At 42.6% G+C, this 15377-nt stretch carries 13 protein-coding genes; 7 read left to right on the top strand and 6 right to left on the bottom strand.

Annotated elements, in window-relative coordinates; all coding sequences use genetic code 11:
• The first annotated feature begins 124 nt into the window (after positions 1–124).
• The 5 genes from RB622_RS03425 (at position 125) to RB622_RS03405 (ending at position 7657) form a co-directional block, all read left to right on the top strand.
• Entirely contained in the window at positions 125–769 is a 645-nt protein-coding gene (locus RB622_RS03425) for a CoA pyrophosphatase (protein WP_308045105.1), read from the top strand.
• A 176-nt stretch (positions 770–945) separates the two neighbouring features.
• Positions 946–3708, top strand: coding sequence for a DNA gyrase/topoisomerase IV subunit A (locus tag RB622_RS03420; RefSeq protein WP_308045104.1), 2763 nt, complete (start codon positions 946–948; stop codon positions 3706–3708).
• A 201-nt stretch (positions 3709–3909) separates the two neighbouring features.
• Positions 3910–4512, top strand: coding sequence for an ElyC/SanA/YdcF family protein (locus RB622_RS03415; RefSeq protein WP_308045259.1), 603 nt, complete (start codon positions 3910–3912; stop codon positions 4510–4512).
• A 37-nt stretch (positions 4513–4549) separates the two neighbouring features.
• Complete coding sequence (locus tag RB622_RS03410; RefSeq protein WP_308045103.1) at positions 4550–7063, top strand: DUF5686 family protein; 2514 nt, start codon at positions 4550–4552, stop codon at positions 7061–7063.
• 225 nt (positions 7064–7288) lie between these two features.
• On the top strand, positions 7289–7657 hold the full coding sequence (locus tag RB622_RS03405) for a hypothetical protein (protein ID WP_308045102.1): 369 nt from the start codon (positions 7289–7291) through the stop codon (positions 7655–7657).
• A gap of 178 nt (positions 7658–7835) precedes the next feature.
• On the opposite strand, the gene RB622_RS03400 is transcribed toward RB622_RS03405, so the two are convergent.
• Both RB622_RS03400 and RB622_RS03395 read right to left on the bottom strand, forming a co-directional pair.
• Positions 7836–8801, bottom strand: a complete 966-nt coding sequence (locus RB622_RS03400) for an ABC transporter ATP-binding protein (protein WP_308045101.1) — start codon at positions 8799–8801, stop codon at positions 7836–7838.
• A 95-nt stretch (positions 8802–8896) separates the two neighbouring features.
• The gene (locus RB622_RS03395) at positions 8897–9472 is read right to left on the bottom strand and encodes a nitroreductase (RefSeq protein ID WP_308045100.1); all 576 of its coding nucleotides are present in this window, start codon (positions 9470–9472) and stop codon (positions 8897–8899) included.
• 163 nt (positions 9473–9635) lie between these two features.
• On the opposite strand from RB622_RS03395, the gene RB622_RS03390 reads away from it, so the two are divergent.
• A complete protein-coding gene (locus tag RB622_RS03390; protein WP_308045098.1) occupies positions 9636–9956 on the top strand; it encodes a heavy metal-binding domain-containing protein in 321 nt (106 codons plus the stop codon).
• On the opposite strand, the gene metF is transcribed toward RB622_RS03390, so the two are convergent.
• Together metF and RB622_RS03380 are read right to left on the bottom strand one after the other, a co-directional pair.
• A complete protein-coding gene (metF, locus tag RB622_RS03385; RefSeq protein ID WP_308045097.1) occupies positions 9957–10913 on the bottom strand; it encodes a methylenetetrahydrofolate reductase [NAD(P)H] in 957 nt (318 codons plus the stop codon).
• Between the two features lie 400 nt (positions 10914–11313).
• A complete protein-coding gene (locus RB622_RS03380; protein ID WP_308045096.1) occupies positions 11314–11790 on the bottom strand; it encodes a GNAT family N-acetyltransferase in 477 nt (158 codons plus the stop codon).
• Between the two features lie 251 nt (positions 11791–12041).
• Here RB622_RS03380 and RB622_RS03375 point away from each other — a divergent pair, with 251 nt between their 5' ends.
• Positions 12042–12758 carry a YebC/PmpR family DNA-binding transcriptional regulator gene (locus RB622_RS03375; protein WP_308045095.1) on the top strand — a complete coding sequence of 239 codons (717 nt, stop codon included), beginning with the start codon at positions 12042–12044 and terminating at the stop codon, positions 12756–12758.
• Between the two features lie 102 nt (positions 12759–12860).
• Here RB622_RS03375 and RB622_RS03370 read toward each other — a convergent pair whose 3' ends face one another.
• Both RB622_RS03370 and RB622_RS03365 read right to left on the bottom strand, forming a co-directional pair.
• Positions 12861–13307: a transcription elongation factor gene (locus RB622_RS03370; RefSeq protein WP_308045094.1), complete on the bottom strand. Its 447-nt coding sequence runs from the start codon at positions 13305–13307 to the stop codon at positions 12861–12863.
• A gap of 144 nt (positions 13308–13451) precedes the next feature.
• The gene (locus RB622_RS03365) at positions 13452–15185 is read right to left on the bottom strand and encodes a T9SS type A sorting domain-containing protein (protein WP_308045093.1); all 1734 of its coding nucleotides are present in this window, start codon (positions 15183–15185) and stop codon (positions 13452–13454) included.
• Positions 15186–15377: the final 192 nt, after the last annotated feature.

Genomic DNA, 15377 nt, shown 5'->3' with positions numbered 1-15377 from the left:
TTGTAACCACTATTCACATGGATGGGTTATTCCGTGGAACCTTAACCGGCTCCGTGAAACTCTAAGCTGATTAATACTGTTAAAAATATATTGACACCGATTTAAATTAATTTCAACTGCCTCTATGGCTCAGGGATCTTTCTCGTTTTTTGCGAATGAACTATTTGAAAAATTAAAAGATCCACTTCCCGGTGAATCCGCTCACCAGCTTATGCAATCTAATTCAAAATTAAGATTGACAGTAAAACCCAATGAGCGCACCAGGAAGAGTGCCGTACTGATATTGTTTTATCCGTACCAGAACGAAATTTATTTTCCGCTTATCCTCCGTCCTGCGTACGACGGTGTACATTCTGGGCAAGTCGCTTTTCCAGGCGGTCGTTACGAGAGAACGGATGAGAATCTGATCCGAACGGCCTTACGCGAAGCGCAGGAAGAAATCGGTCTCCGGCTGAATGATGTGAAAATATTGGGAATTTTAACCGAGCTGTTTATTCCTCCCAGCAATTTTTACGTTTTACCAGTGGTTGCGGCCATGCCCTATCGCCCGGATTTTTTTCCGGATCCAAGGGAAGTAGAAGATATATTTCAGATTAAGTTAAAAGATATCTCGGATGTATCCATCATTGGTTCCAGTGAAATACAGGTCCGGGGTGTCCCGGTCACGGCCCCGCATTATGAAGTGAACGGATATAAAATATGGGGAGCCACGGCGATGATGATCAGTGAACTTCTGACCGTACTGAAAGCAGTGGATTCAGATGCCTGAAACTGGGAAACAATCTCTTTTTTTCATATATTAGCGAGTATTTTCATCCCAGCCTCCCGGCGTTGTTCGTGCATTTTAATCCTGACAAAATCGATTATCCATGTGCGGAAAACCGATAAGAGCGTGATCTTACAAAAATTTTACAGCATTTAAACCCTTAGTTTCCGCCTCAATTTATGGACGAAAACGGAGCTACGCCTAACGTAGAAGATAGCGAATTACACAGTCAATTACCCGTATCGGGCCTTTACGAAAGTTGGTTTCTTGATTATGCCTCCTATGTAATTCTGGAACGGGCCGTACCGGCCATTGAGGACGGTTTAAAACCTGTTCAGCGCAGGATTATGCATGCTTTGAACGAAATGGATGACGGCCGCTTTAACAAAGTTGCCAATGTCATCGGTTCAACCATGCAGTATCACCCGCACGGTGATGCCTCTATTAATGATGCCATCGTTAACCTTGGACAAAAAGAACTCCTTTTTGACACACAGGGTAACTGGGGCGATCTGCGCACCGGCGACCGTGCTGCGGCTGCCCGGTACATTGAGGTTCGGCTTTCGAAATTTTCCAAAGAAATTGTATTTAACAACGATACCACCGAGTGGCAGCTGTCCTATGACGGGAGGAAACGTGAACCGGTAACGCTTCCCGTTAAGTTCCCGCTTTTGTTATCGCTGGGTGTTGAAGGTATTGCGGTCGGGCTTTCGACAAAAATATTGCCGCATAACTTTTGCGAGCTGATCGACGCATCGATCAATATTCTGCAAGGTAAAGAAGTTGTCATTTACCCCGATTTCCTTACGGGAGGGCAAATCGACGTATCTAACTATGGTGACGGGCACCGCAGTGGAAAGGTTCGTGTAAGGGCGAAAATTGAGGAAGAAGATAAAAAGATGCTGGTGATCCGGGATATTCCTTTCGGTACCACCACTTCTTCGCTAATTGATTCGATCATTAAGGCCAATGACGGCGGAAAGATCAAAATCAAAAAGGTAATTGACAATACCGCGGCCGACGTAGAAATACAGGTTCACCTGGCGCCGGGCGTTTCGCCGGACATTACCATCGATGCACTTTACGCATTTACGGAATGTGAAGTTTCGATTTCTCCGAATGCCTGCGTTATTATTGAAGACAAGCCCCATTTTGTTGGTGTAACCGACATTTTGAGATACAATACCCAGCAGACTGTCCATTTACTGAAACGTGAACTGGAAATCAGAAGGCTGGCTTTGCTTGAAAAAATCCTATACGGTTCTCTTGAAAAGATATTTATCGAAAACCGGATTTACCGGGATATCGAGGAATGTGAGACTTTTGAGGCCGTTATCCGCACCATCGACAAAGGACTTGAACCTTACAAGCCGCAGTTTTACAGAGCGATCAATGATGATGATATTCTGGAACTGACTGAAATCCGTATCAAACGTATTTCAAAATATGACGGTTACAAGGCCGATGAACTGATGCGTAAATGGCAGGAGGAACTGGCAGAAACAGAAGATAACCTCGCCAACATTACCCGTTTCGCCATCGATTACTTCAAAGATCTGTTGAAAAAATACGGAAAAGGAAGAGAAAGAAGAACGGAAATCAGAGCATTTAACCAAATTTCTGCCAATATCGTAGCAGCCAACAACCAGAAACTTTATGTCAACCGCGCCGAAGGTTTTATCGGCTCAGGGCTTAAAAAGGATGAATATGTAATGGACTGCTCGGACATTGATGACATTATCGTTTTCAGGAGTGACGGGCGCTGTCTGGTTACCAAAGTTCAGGATAAGGTTTTTGTCGGAAAAGATATTATTTACTGCGCCGTTTTTGTAAAAAATGACGAACGCAAGGTGTATAACCTCGTTTATCTCGAAGGCAAAACCGGTGTGTCTTATATCAAAAGATTCCAGGTTACCGCTGTGACACGGGATCGTGAGTATGATTTGACACAAGGTACGCCAAAGTCGAAAATTACTTATTTCACAGCCAATGAAAACGGTGAAGCGGAAATTATCACCGTGAACCTGAACGCCCAGAGCAAGGCAAAAGTGAAGCAGTTTGATTTCAATTTTGCGGATCTTCTGATCAAGAACAGAAGTGCGATGGGTAACATCCTGACAAAATATACGGTAAGAAAACTGACCATGAAACAAGCCGGCCGGTCAACGCTCGGCGGCGTGGAAATGTGGTTTGATCCGATTATCGGACGTCTGAACCGCGACGAACGCGGAGAATACCTTGGTAATTTCGGCCCGTCCGACAATATTCTGGTCATTTATAAAGATGGATCGTACGAGCTTACCAATTTTGATCTGACGAACCATTATGTTTCCAATGAAGTATTGCTCGTAAGGAAATTTGATTCAAAACTTCCGATCACGGCACTTTATTATGACGGAGGGCAAAAACAGCATTTTATAAAGCGGTTCACAATTGAAACTTCTTCACTGGATAAGAAATTTGTCTTTATCAGTGATTCGAAAAATAGTAAACTGATCCTGGCATCGACCGATAAACGTCCGCGTTTTGAAATTGTTCATGCTAAAAATGAAAAAAGGGATCAGCTGCATGAAGAATTTGTTGTGGAGGATCTAATTGATATCCGCGGCTGGAAAGCAATGGGTTACAAGCTGGCTATCGATAAATTCAAAGATATTCGCTGGCTGGAATCTCTGCCGGAACCACCTGAGGAGGAGAAACCGGAAGAAGTGGAAGAAATTTCTGACGACAGCGAAGAGCCGGGAACTGAAACGGATAATGGAGCGGATAACGAACCTGTTACCGTAGAAACCACCGAATCCGCTGAAAATGTAACCGACGACGCAGATATTATTGACGAGGAAAGCGCGTCAATGGATGAAGAAAATATAGATCCTGTGAAACCGAAAAAAAAGGCAAAAAAAAGTACTGATTCCGGAAAATCACAACTTGGTTTGTTTTAATAGAAAGTAAAATTACTTTCTATTAAAACCTTTTTTCAGACGCCAGCAACAAAATACATTACTTTGCGCGTATTGAAAAACAGGAACAAACTGTTATGCTATTGAAAGACCCTCGAATTATTTACATCAACTTAGAGGCTAACTTTAAGGAGGCACGTGAAAAAATTGATAAAAATAGTTATTGCCCTACTTTTTGCCAGCCTGGTTTTCATCTTGCTGTGCAATTTCTGGGTGGTTTACTGCACCAAACAGTATAACTATTTTTCAATTAAAAACCTACCTTCCAATGATGTGGCACTGGTATTGGGTACCAGCCGAAATACGGAAAAAGGAAAAGAAAATCTTTTTTTCAAATACCGGATGGAGGCCACGGCACGACTTTTCAAGGAAGGTAAGATCAAATACATTATCCTGAGCGGAAACAATGATTCCGAATATTATAACGAGCCGCTGGATATGCAACGGGCCCTGCTGAATCTGGGAATTCCTGAAAATGTGATGACCCTTGATTATGCCGGGTTCCGCACCTTTGATTCGGTCGTACGGTGTAAAGAGGTTTTTAATCAGGATAATTTCACGGTTATTTCCCAAAATTTCCACAATGCAAGAGCGTTATACATTGCGCATAATGAGGGTATCAACGCCATATCCTTTGCCGCGCAGGACGTTCCCGACGGTTATTCCATACGGACGTTGATCCGGGAGTATCTTGCCCGGCCAAAAGCAGTACTGGATGTACATTTTTTGAGACCTAAAGCAGATATTACGTCTAATGTAGAGATCAAAAAGAAAAAGGGAGCCTGATTGAAAAATAACGACTTTACTCACACGAGATATTAATATGAAGATAATTAGATGTTTACTTGTTTTTCTAGCGGTATTAATATCAGCCCGATCTTTCGCACAAACCACTTATACAATCAAGGGAAGAATTACCGACGCCACAACAGGTGACCCGGTACCTTTTGCAAATGTGGCAGTGAAAGCCTCTCTATCCGGCGCAACCACCAATTTCGATGGTTTTTACCAGATCGTTTTCACGCCTCCGGCCGACTCCATTTTGATCACCTATGTTGGTTATGGAACCAAAAGCAAGGCAATTGTCCCCAACGTGGCCGAGCAAACCATCGACGTCCAGCTTACACCAGGTGCGTTGCAGCTAAGAGAAGTTAAAATATTTGCCGGTGAAAACCCCGCATGGCGCATTATGCGCAAGATTGTTGAAAACAGGAAGGCCAATAACGCTGAAAACCTGTCGGCTTATGAATATGAAAGTTATAACAAGATCCAGATTGATATTGATAACCTTTCTGAGAAATTCAGAAACCGTCGGGCTGTAAAGAAAATGACGCACGTTGTTGAAAAATATGACGAGGTAAAAGGCGAAGACGGGCAAACGATCATCCCGATTTTTATTTCTGAATCGGTCTCCAGTGTTTATTTCCAGAAAGATCCGAAGAAGAAAAAGGAAATCATTAACAAAACAAAAGTTTCCGGTGTTGGCTTAACCGACGGCAGCTTTGTCTCCCAAATTGTAGGGTCCTCGTTTCAGCAGTATAACTTTTACAATAACTGGCTTAATGTTCTCGAAAAGGATTTTATCTCCCCGATTTCGGATAGCTGGAAATTATACTACGATTATTACCTGGCCGACAGCATCCCGAACGGTACGAAATATGATTACAAGATTGATTTTGAACCGCGTCAGGAACAGGATCTCGCATTCAGCGGTTCCTTCTGGATTGACGGTAATAATTATGCACTAACCCAAATGGATGCCAGTGTTGGGAAAAAAGCCAACCTGAATTTCATTGAAAAAATCAAGATCCAGACCTCATACGACCTTTTTGAAGATGATAAAACCTGGGTTCCCACAAAAACACGGGTATTGATTGATGTGGACGAACCGACAAAACAAACTGCCGGATTGCTGCTTAAATTTTACTCATCCAACTCAAAATACAAAATCAATACGCCAAGAGGCAGTAAATTTTTTGATACCGCCATTGAGCTGAAAGAAGACTACATGGATCATGACTCAACTTTCTGGCTCAAAAGCCGACCCGAGTCGCTGACCAAATCAGAACTCCTGAGTTTTCAGCTTGTGGATTCTTTGAAAGTATTGCCCGTGGTAAAAACCTATACGGAGATACTCAACATTTTTGTAAACGGCTATAAGAAAATAGATAAATGGAACATTGACATTGGCCCCTATCTCTTTTTGTATGCCAATAATACGGTGGAAGGAAACCGCCTGAGACTTGGTTTTAAAACAGATCCCGGTTTTAGCAAAAAATGGATTTTAAGCGGTTATGGTGCTTATGGTTTTCGTGACGAGAAATTCAAATATGGTGCCGGGCTAGACTATATATTTTCCAGAAAGCCCTGGACAATGGCTGGAATTTCTTACTCTAAAGATCTGGAACGCTTAGGCGTTTCCGCTGAAAATATTGGCACCAATACTATTTTCGGCGCCTTTTCACGATTTGGACAGTTCAGAAGACCTTACTGGCAGGAAGATTTTTCGGCCTATGTTAAAAGAGAACTGGTGAAAGGTCTGACGGCCAGCGTTCAGCTGCGTCACCGTGATTTTAAGCCGCTTTTTGATTTTGCATACCGCGAAAAACCGCAACTGGGTGCAGAATCACCGTTGCGAAATACCTATGAGATCACCGAGCTTAATGCCGAAGTCCGTATCGCCAGAAATGAAACATTCCTGCAAAATGATAATGAGCGGATCAGCATGGGAACTGGAAATTCGCCGGCATTTACGTTCCGGTACACCATGGGGATGAAAAATTTCCTTCAGGGGGATTTCCAGTACCATAAGTTTGCAATGAATATAAAACAAACGTTCAGAGCCGGGGTTTTCGGGCGTACTTATTACAACCTGACATTAGGTTATATTCCGTCCACGATCCCTTATACCCTACTTTATAATCCTTTGGGGAATGAGTCCCTGTTCTATGTGGACAATGCCTTTAACCTGATGAAATATTTCGAATTTATCAGCGACCGTTACGTAACACTTCGTGTGGAGCATAATGATGAGGGTTTTATCCTGAACCGTATTCCTGCTGTCCGTAAATTAAAATGGAGACTTCTGGCGACCGGAAAGGTATTTTACGGACAGGTTAGCAAGGCCAATATGTCACTGGCTTCGACCGTAGACGCGCAGGGAAATCCCATTCAAACATTTAGCGAGCTTGGCAATGCACCTTACCTTGAACTTGGGTACGGTATTGACAACATTTTCAAATTCGGCCGGGTTGATGCCATCCACCGGCTCACTTACAAAAACAACCCGAACGTTACCCCGTTTGCGGTGAAGATTTCGTTCTGGTTCAGTCTGTAAGCGCTGATCGTAAGGTTCTTTTCGGCCATGAACAAAGAATGGCTCACTACGCTCTTTATCTACGGGATACCGTCAAGTTTGTTTTTTTTTAATACCTACTGGTTATGCTAGGCTCTTTCAAATCCAATTGAAACATTAAAAAATATTCATAAAAAATACAGAAATAGTTACAACCTTTTTACTTACTGATGTGTCTAATTATATCAGCATTAAAAAGTAATCTCTATGAAATCACTGTTCCAAATTTTTATTTTACTCGTCACAAGCATATTGCTTTCTTGTTCCGACGATAGTCCTACCAAGCAAGGTGAAAATATTGTTTGTGGTATCAAAGACCCAATAAAAAATTTAAAATGGCTTAACCGTCAATTTAAACAATTTATCGGGGGGCCTGGAACAAACGGAATCATATTATATAACTACAACAACAGGCAAGTAATTGAAGTACAGAGTGGTCTATTTAGTTCCACGAATCAGCATCAATATTATTGTGATGGAGAAAGACTACAACTGAATGACCCTATTGCATTCAATAAATTTAGGAGAACGCGTATAAATGTATCCATTCTTTATGGTACAAATATGTGGAACTAATCAAAACCAAAGTATATGAAAAAATTTATAACTTCAATAGCGTTTTTATTAGTGGGTCTTGGGAATAAAGTCATTGATCCAGAATGACAAGATCGAACAGAGTCGTCGTTCTTCATAGATTAGGATGAGAATCAGATAGACGGAATCCTCTAAGGGTTCATTTACCAAAAGAACGTCATCATAAAGTCATCACATCCTTTTCAGCATAAGTCAGATAAACCAGGTCATTAACCTCGATATCTTTTCTGTTTCTGTAAAATACCAGCAAACCATTTTCATTGGTGCACCGGATCTCCCAATGATTGCCATGGAAACGGATCGCCTCAACGATACCTGTCCATTTACTTTTTTCAGGATATTTGGTTCGTTTTATTTTCTCTGGCCGGATAAAAGATTTTTTTGATTCACCTTCGGTATTTAGCCAGTTAATATCGCCAGTCAGTTCTGCTACATAGCTGTTAACGGGTTTGTTATAGACTTCCTGCGGCGTTCCAATCTGAATAATTGCACCCTCCCGCAGCACGGCAATCCGGTCAGACCAGGCCAGCGCATCGGCCGCTTCGTGGGTTACAAACATACAGGCCATCTGCTGTTCCTGCCGCATCTGCTCTATGGCTTCGGCCAGTATCCTGCGATTTCTGTTGTCCAAATGGGCAAACGGTTCATCCAGCAGCAAAACATCCGGTTGCTCGGCAAGCGACCTGGCAATGGCTGTACGCTGTTTTTCTCCGCCGGATAACAGTTTCGCCTTTTGATTTCTGATATGGATCAGTCCTGTTATCGTCAGTAATTCCTCTACTTTTTGCTTTCTGTATTCCAATTCATAAAAACGCAATGAATAGGAAATATTTTCTTCGACCGTCTGGTTCGGAAAAAGCTCGAATTCCTGGTGAATTAGCTTAATCGAATTATGTCCCGGGATAAGTTCTCCGCGTACAGAAGGAACGGGTTCCTCCTGAAAATATACATCGCCTTCGTCAGCGTCCACAAATCTGCCCAGAATACGCAATAAGGTACTCTTGCCTGAACCACTTTCGCCCAAAATCCCAAGCCATTCTCCCGGATTCAGTGCAAGAGAAATATCTTTTAAAACGGTTTTTGTATCGAATTTTTTGGAAACAGATGCTACGCGAAGGACAGTCATGGACACGATAATATGGGGCGGTTGTATTAAAGATAAAGTTTTAAAAGCAGGCATGGAGCAAATCCCCATGCCTGCTGGCTATAAAAGACTGGCCGTTAATCAACCCAGGTAACCTTGTCTTCGATAGGCGTCCGGCGGGCCGGCATTTCGCCAAGATTATGGTAACCCATGTAAAAGAACCCGACACATTTCTGGTTTTCCTTTAACCCCAAAAACGCTCTTAAAGATTCGGTTACGTTCGGACTGCTCCAATAAGCACCAATACCGTTTGCCGTGGCCGTTAACCACATATTTTGCACCGCACAGGCGGTTGCTGCAACTTCTTCCCATTCAGGGATTTTTTCTTCGTGGAGTTCAACAACAATGGCAATAACAGCGGCTGACTTTAATGATTTTGCCCGGGTGCCGTCGTATTTTGCCTGAGAAAAGGTTTCTGGGCTGGAGTTGGCTTTGTAAGCTTCTGCCATATAATCTCCTAGTTTTTCAAGCCCCTTGCCCGTAAAAACAGTGAAACGCCAGGGTTCCGTCAATTTATGTGTTGGAGCAAAATTGGCGTTTTCAAGAATTGTATCGATAATTTCACGCGGGATTTCCTTTTCAATATAACTTGGCGGAAAAATACTGCGCCGCGAACGAATAATGTGATTGATCGAATCTTTTGTGTTGGTCATAAAATGTTTAATTTAAATAGCCACTCAAAATGTCAGCAAGCTGGCTACACCAACCTTTGACCGTTAAAATAGTAATTATGCTGTCCCGACACGAAAATACTGTAAATTGTGCCCCGTAACGTTATTAACTTAACATCCTTTCTATTTAACTGTCAAGATTTATATGCTGGTAACTACTACTCCAAACATCGAAGGCAAAAAAATAATCAAATATATCGGACTGGTCAACGGGGAAGCCATCATCGGTGCCAACGTCGTCAAAGACTTTCTCGCAGGTATTCGGGATGTAGTTGGCGGACGGTCAGGGGCTTATGAACAGAGCCTTCGCGAAGCCAAAAGTATTGCACTCCGCGAAATGATGGAACAAGCCCAGCGCCTGGGAGCCCATGCCATCATCGGGGTTGATCTGGATTTTGAAACCATTGGCAGTAACGGTTCAATGCTAATGGTTAGCGCCAATGGTACTGCTGTATGCCTTGAATAGTTAAAAAACTTCCTTGGCTATTTTCGCAACATTATCCGACTTACCCATCGTATAAAAATGCAGAACTGGAACGCCATAAGCTATCAATTCCTTGCATTGCTGTATACTCCATTCCACGCCAAGTTGTCTTATTTCTTTGTCGGTCGCACATTTTTCAGCTTCCCTGACAAGTTCTGCCGGAAATTCAAGATGAAAAATGTCTGCCAAAACCGTCAGTTGTCTTTTGGTTGCCAAAGGTTTTAAGCCCGGAATAATCGGTACGGTAATACCTTCCGCACGGCATCTGTCCACAAACCGGAAATATTTCTGGTTGTCAAAGAACATCTGTGTCACGATGTAGTTAGCGCCCAGATCTATTTTTCTTTTCAGATGTGTAAAGTCAGTGTCCAGATCCGGCGCATCGAAATGTTTCTCAGGATAACCGGCAATACCGATGCAAAAATCCGTATGTGCTGCCTCGGTCTCGGCGTGCAGCAAAATACCTTTATTCATATTATCAACCTGCGTGACCAGTTCAGAAGCATAGGTGTGGCCGCCCAGTTTAGCTTTGAATACGCCCGCTGATTTTTCAGGATCACCGCGAAGCACCAAAACATTATCGATGCCTAAATAATGGAGATCAAACAAGACATCCTCCGTTTCATCCTTTGTAAAACCACCACAAATAACGTGCGGAACGGCATCTACGCGAAATCTTTCCATTAAGCGGGCGCATATCCCCACGGTGCCCGGACGCTTGCGCACCGGAATACGCTGGATCAATCCTCCCTGGCCCTTAATATCGATTAACTCCTCCCGATGGTAGGTCACGTCCACAAAGGGTGGCTTAAACTCCATCAGAGGTTCAATTCCATTTAATAATTCATTAATATTTTGACCTTTAACAGGAGGTATAATTTCTATTGAAAAGAGCGTCTTGCCCTGAGCCTGGCTAATAAATTCGGTAACTTTAGTCATGTATAGAATTCTTTATTTACATAAAAGTTTACAAAAGAACACCAATTCTACAACCAAACCAATCTATAAGGCACAAAAAAATGGCCTACCGCATTACAGTAGGCCATTCCACGTAAACCCTCCTCTATCAGTGTTCGTCAAAATTACTGTGTTATGCTGACAGGCGTCAGTTACAGGCAGTAATTTGCTTGACTGACTTCTAAATATAAAATATCTATGCCACAACTTCATCCGAACCTCTTTCAGGTATAAACATTTATGTATTAGGTACAATATAATGGTATTTGAATAAATTTTCTATCTATAATTAAATTCTAACCAATTTATAAAACATTACAAGTATGAAATTCTGACCGGATGTCTGACATTTTTGCTGAATTATTCCACATATTGACCGGATTTAACACTCATTATTCCCCAAAACAGGCTCCCGAGTCATTTCAATATGGTCTATCCCGTCTTCATCATATATTTCACTGGATTGTTTAAAACCAAATGAGGCGTAAAATTTTTTCAGATAAAATTGAGCACCGATCCGAATGGTCTGCTGTCCGTACAACGCTTCAATGGATTCAATGGATTTCTTCATCAACGCAACGCCATACATTTTTCCGCGGCCCAGCGGAGAAACTACAACTCTTCCTATGGAAGGAAATTCATACGATAGATTGGCAGGGACGATCCGGGCATAGGCCATCAGTTGTCCATTGTCCGTACCAGCCAGATGATGGCATTGCTGATCCTTATTATCCTGATCAAGAAATACACAGTGCTGCTCCAAGACAAACACCTCATTTCTCAGCCGCAATATTTCATACAATTCATGATTGGTCAGTTCATCAAAAGTTTTAAGACTCCATTTTAATTTTAGATCCATTTTTAAGTAAAAGAGATTGAAAGCTTCTTATTTTTGCCTGAGTTTATCAGTCTTTTGTAAATTTACAAATTATTTGAACCGGAGGCCAGTCGCCAAATCAACGGAAATTTAGCTAAGTAGCTAAATTTCTGACCGTTACCAACCACAAGTTAATTGCAGATTATTAACAGTGCACGGCGTTTTAAGACCTGGCTTTGGAGACTGGTAAATTGTATTGAATTTAAACCTATTAAAACTTAAGTAGAATACGCATGGGAAGAGCCTATGAATATAGAAAAGCGCGCATGTTTAAGCGTTGGGACAAAATGGCCAAAACATTTACCCGCATTGGAAAAGATATTGTTCTTGCTGTAAAAAGCGGAACGGCTGATCCGGCTACCAACGCACGCCTCAGAGTGCTGCTTCAAAATGCAAGAGCTGCAAACATGCCTAAGGAAACGGTTGAGCGCGCTATTAAAAGAGCAACTTCAAAGGATCAGGCCGATTACAAGGAAATCGTCTATGAAGGCTACGGCCCTCATGGGGTTGCGATCCTTGTTGAAAGCACCACCGACAATCCGGTTCGTACCGTTGCAAATGTCCGCAGTTATTTTAATAAACTGGGTGGAAGTCTTGGCACCATGGGCATGCTGGATTTTATTTTTGACCGCAAATGTATCTTTAAGGTTAAGAATGACGGCTCTAAAGATGTGGAAGAACTGGAATTTGAATTGATCGATGTAGGCGGTGAAGAAGTATTCCTCGACGAAGAAACCAACCAGATCAACATTTATGGAGAATTCTCTTCATTTGGCACATTGCAGCATTACCTTGAAGAAAACGGTTTCGAAATCGTAGAAGCTGACTTCGAACGTATTCCGAGTGATACTAAAAAACTGACGGACGAAGAAGTTGCAGAAGTTGAAAAACTGATTGAAAAAATAGAAGAAGACGACGACGTTCAGCGCGTTTATCACAATATGGCGTAAAAGCAGTCGGCTCTCAGCAATCGGCCGTCAATATTTGGACAATGAACACAATTGCTCAGTATCCATAATCTGACAGCCGATTGCCGACAGCTGAAAGCCAAATTAATATATCGCCGTAATCTTGTGCGGTTTATTCAGAAACTGAAATGCCGCCCCTGCTTCTTTACCCAAAAACGAAAGTCCTACGGGCGAAGACGAGGAAACCGCCAGCACCGTTTGGTCATCAAATTTCACAGCCCCCAGACTTACGGAGATAAAAAACCAGCCCGCCGTCGTTTCCAGCAAAGCGCCAACGGCTCCTCTTGGACTTGTTTCTGTTTCACCAATCCTTTCCAGTAAAACTCTTTCCTGCCGCACCTGCTCATATTGTCTTGCGTGCATATTGCGATCGAGCTGCCCCATAGACCTCGCCGTTTCATATTTATCCCCCGCCGAACTCTTGCTCTGATCGTTTGCCGAATCCTGGGCCGCCTCCATCGCTTCCCAGGCCACCTGCATCCGTTCGTCCAAAAGTCCTTTCATGTACGCGATCAACCTCTGTTTATTCATACTGTCCATTCTTTAATTCTCTTTGCATAATTAAGACAATTTATTCAGAAGATCAGGATTTCTTACTTAAACCACCCCACAAAAAATCGGGTTATCAAATCCGTTTGATTTGATAACCCGAATGCCTGACAACAAAAATGAGTATCAGAGCTTGATCATTTTCTTACGTATTGTACGCCCGCTTTGTGTTTTAGCCTGGACAATATAATCTCCTTTACTCAGACTCGAAACGTCGATCTGGCTTGGCGATTTTTCAATTAAAACGATTCTTCCTCTACTGTCAATAATTGTCACTTCCGTAACGTCCGATCCTTCGGCAGCTACTTCAACCGTACTTCCGGTTGGATTCGGGAAAATGTAATCTGCGTGTTGCTCTTCTTTTTTGATCACCGCAATGATACGGGAATAGGCAAAGGTGCCGTCAAAATCAACCTGTTTTAAACGATAATAAACAATATCTTTAAATGGTTTCTCATCGGTGTATTCATAATCAACAAGCGTTTTTGTATCGCCCATGCCTTCTCTGACACCGATTGTTTCAAAAGCCTGCGCATCATTACTTCTTTGAACCTCGAAATAGTCATTATTCGTTTCCGCCGTGGTAGACCATTCAAGCAGGTTTCTTTGATTTTCCAAAGTTTTAGCCTTGAATTTCACCAGCGTTACCGGCAACGGAGATGGCAAATCAGGGGTTTTGGCAAGCAGGGGTTTGGAATTCGCTAAAAAATTGGTTGAAGTACTGACGATCGCATCAAACCATTTTTGCGCAGCAGCATTTTGCCCGGCTACGTTAAAATGCACTTTATCAGCATTTCTTCCACTGTTATCAATGTCATTCAGTTTTCCACCCTCCCAAACATTGGGGGTAGTGAGAATAATGGATCGCTGCGCATTTTCAAGTGCATATATACGGCCGTCACCATCCCAGCCCGAAATTGCAACCATCCATGGCAATTCATTATAACCGGATTCGCTCCGGGTCTTGGCAATAACACCATTGTTGTTTTTCTTGAAACTATTTTCCGGATCGGCCACAAATCGATCGTTCACACCATGTCCGGACAAAATTGCACGAAGCCCTGTTAGCGGCACGTAATTTTTAAATCCATTCCGGATATTCACGTAGGGCATTCTGATGTTATAATTTACGAACGAATGTGTGAATGGAATATCATAAGCAGCCATGTAGGTCTGCTCCATATTCGTCCCTCCAAATGCCGCACTGTAAAACAAAATCGGAACCTTCAACTGGTCTACCAATAAATCACCCAGTTTTCCCCAGAAGAAGGAGATATCTTTTACACCCGGGGCCATACCACATTCGCCGCAAAGCTGCGAAAAGATCATCGGCGGCAAAAGATCCGGATTCCCCGTAGAAAAATATCTATCATATTTCACAGGATCAATAGCTTTCGGGTTGATCGAACTGACCATATCGTTTGCAGCACCTACACTCGGACTCGATCCGCCAGCCGCATTGGAATGGCCCACAATGAAAAACACTTCTCCCACACCAACGCGCTCAATAACAACCGGCGCTTCGATCTGAACATTGTTTTTCATCCCCCTTACTTCCAGGTCATATCGGCCTCCGATGGCCGTAAGATTACCGGAAAAAACACCGCCAGTCGGATTGGAACTGATGGTTGTCCACGCCACTTCGGTCCCCGCCTCCCCTGTCCGTGTTTTCAAATGGGCTTCGATACGGTCAACCGCTTTGGTAAACGTACCGGTAATATTAATCTTTGCTTTATTGGTCTGATCTCGCTGAATGACGATACGGGTAGAAGGAAAAGCTATTTTTATTGCCTGACCAAAAGAAGCCGAAGTGGCCAGCAGAATCAGGAATAAAGACGGAACGTAAAATTTAAAATTCATAATTAGTGGTAATTGTGACAGAAAATGCCTGTCGTCCGAAACATTTTTTTCTAGGGGCAGGGCGTAAAGAATCCATGAGGGTAAAAAAATTGTCCTCAAAAAAATCTTAGAAAAAGGACCCGATAGAAATTAAGTATCGTCAGGCACTGAAAAAAAATGAGAAAACATCATCAAAACCATTCGGCGATAGTC

The organism is Dyadobacter sp. LHD-138 (genome assembly GCF_030929615.1).
Classification (GTDB): Bacteria; Bacteroidota; Bacteroidia; order Cytophagales; family Spirosomataceae; genus Dyadobacter.
The sequence above is the reverse complement of the archived record's forward strand: the minus strand, read 5'-3'. Positions and strand labels throughout refer to the sequence as shown.